We start from the raw sequence: 1,308 nt of genomic DNA on the forward strand, positions 1-1,308 counted from the left end.
CATGCGAAAGGTCCGGCGTAGAGGGTAAGACCCCCGTAGTCGAAACGTCAGCGGCTCGTTTGAGAGACACCCAAGTAGCACGGGGCCCGAGAAATCCCGTGTGAATCTGGCGGGACCACCCGCTAAGCCTAAATATTCCCTGGTGACCGATAGCGGATAGTACCGTGAGGGAATGGTGAAAAGTACCCCGGGAGGGGAGTGAAATAGTACCTGAAACCGTGTGCCTACAAGCCGTGGGAGCGTCGGAACCTTCGGGTTCTCGTGACTGCGTGCCTTTTGAAGAATGAGCCTGCGAGTTTGCGGTGTGTTGCGAGGTTAACCCGGGTGGGGTAGCCGTAGCGAAAGCGAGTCCGAATAGGGCGTTTGAGTAGCACGCTCAAGACCCGAAGCGGAGTGATCTAGCCATGGGCAGGTTGAAGCGGAGGTAAGACTTCGTGGAGGACCGAACCCACCAGGGTTGAAAACCTGGGGGATGACCTGTGGTTAGGGGTGAAAGGCCAATCAAACTCCGTTATAGCTGGTTCTCCCCGAAATGCATTTAGGTGCAGCGTCGTGTGTTTCTTGCCGGAGGTAGAGCACTGGATAGGCGATGGGCCCTACCGGGTTACTGACCTTAGCCAAACTCCGAATGCCGGTAAGTGAGAGCGCGGCAGTGAGACTGTGGGGGATAAGCTCCATGGTCGAGAGGGAAACAGCCCAGAGCATCGACTAAGGCCCCTAAGCGTACGCTAAGTGGGAAAGGATGTGGAGTCGCACAGACAACCAGGAGGTTGGCTTAGAAGCAGCCACCCTTGAAAGAGTGCGTAATAGCTCACTGGTCTAGTGATTCCGCGCCGACAATGTAGCGGGGCTCAAGCGTACCGCCGAAGTCGTGTCATTGCAGCATGACGGCCAACGCCGGCTGTGATGGGTAGGGGAGCGTCGTCTGCCGGGTGAAGCGGCACTGGAAGGTAGTCGTGGACGGTTGACGAGTGAGAATGCAGGCATGAGTAGCGATTCACACGTGAGAAACGTGTGCGCCGATTGACTAAGGGTTCCTGGGTCAAGCTGATCTGCCCAGGGTAAGTCGGGACCTAAGGCGAGGCCGACAGGCGTAGTCGATGGATAACCGGTTGATATTCCGGTACCCGCTGTGAAGCGTCAAACATCGAGCATCGTGATGCTAAGGCCGTGAAGCCGCCCTGATCTCTTCGGAGTTGAGGGGAGTGGTGGAGCCGCTGAACCAAGCGGTTAGTAGGTGAGTGATGGGGTGACGCAGGAAGGTAGTCCATCCCGGGCGGTGGTTGTCCCGGGGTAAGGGTGTAGGGC

General features: G+C 57.5%; 1 rRNA gene (only partly in view). It reads left to right on the plus strand.

Annotation, left to right across the window (positions count from 1 at the left end):
* Nucleotides 1-1,308, plus strand: a 23S ribosomal RNA gene (locus ACFYX0_RS47270); its annotated part runs 1,521 nt beyond the window's last position; the annotation flags it as partial.

Origin of the sequence: Streptomyces sp. NPDC002573 (assembly GCF_042889625.1) — a bacterium.
Lineage (GTDB): Bacteria > Actinomycetota > Actinomycetes > Streptomycetales > Streptomycetaceae > Streptomyces > Streptomyces gibsoniae.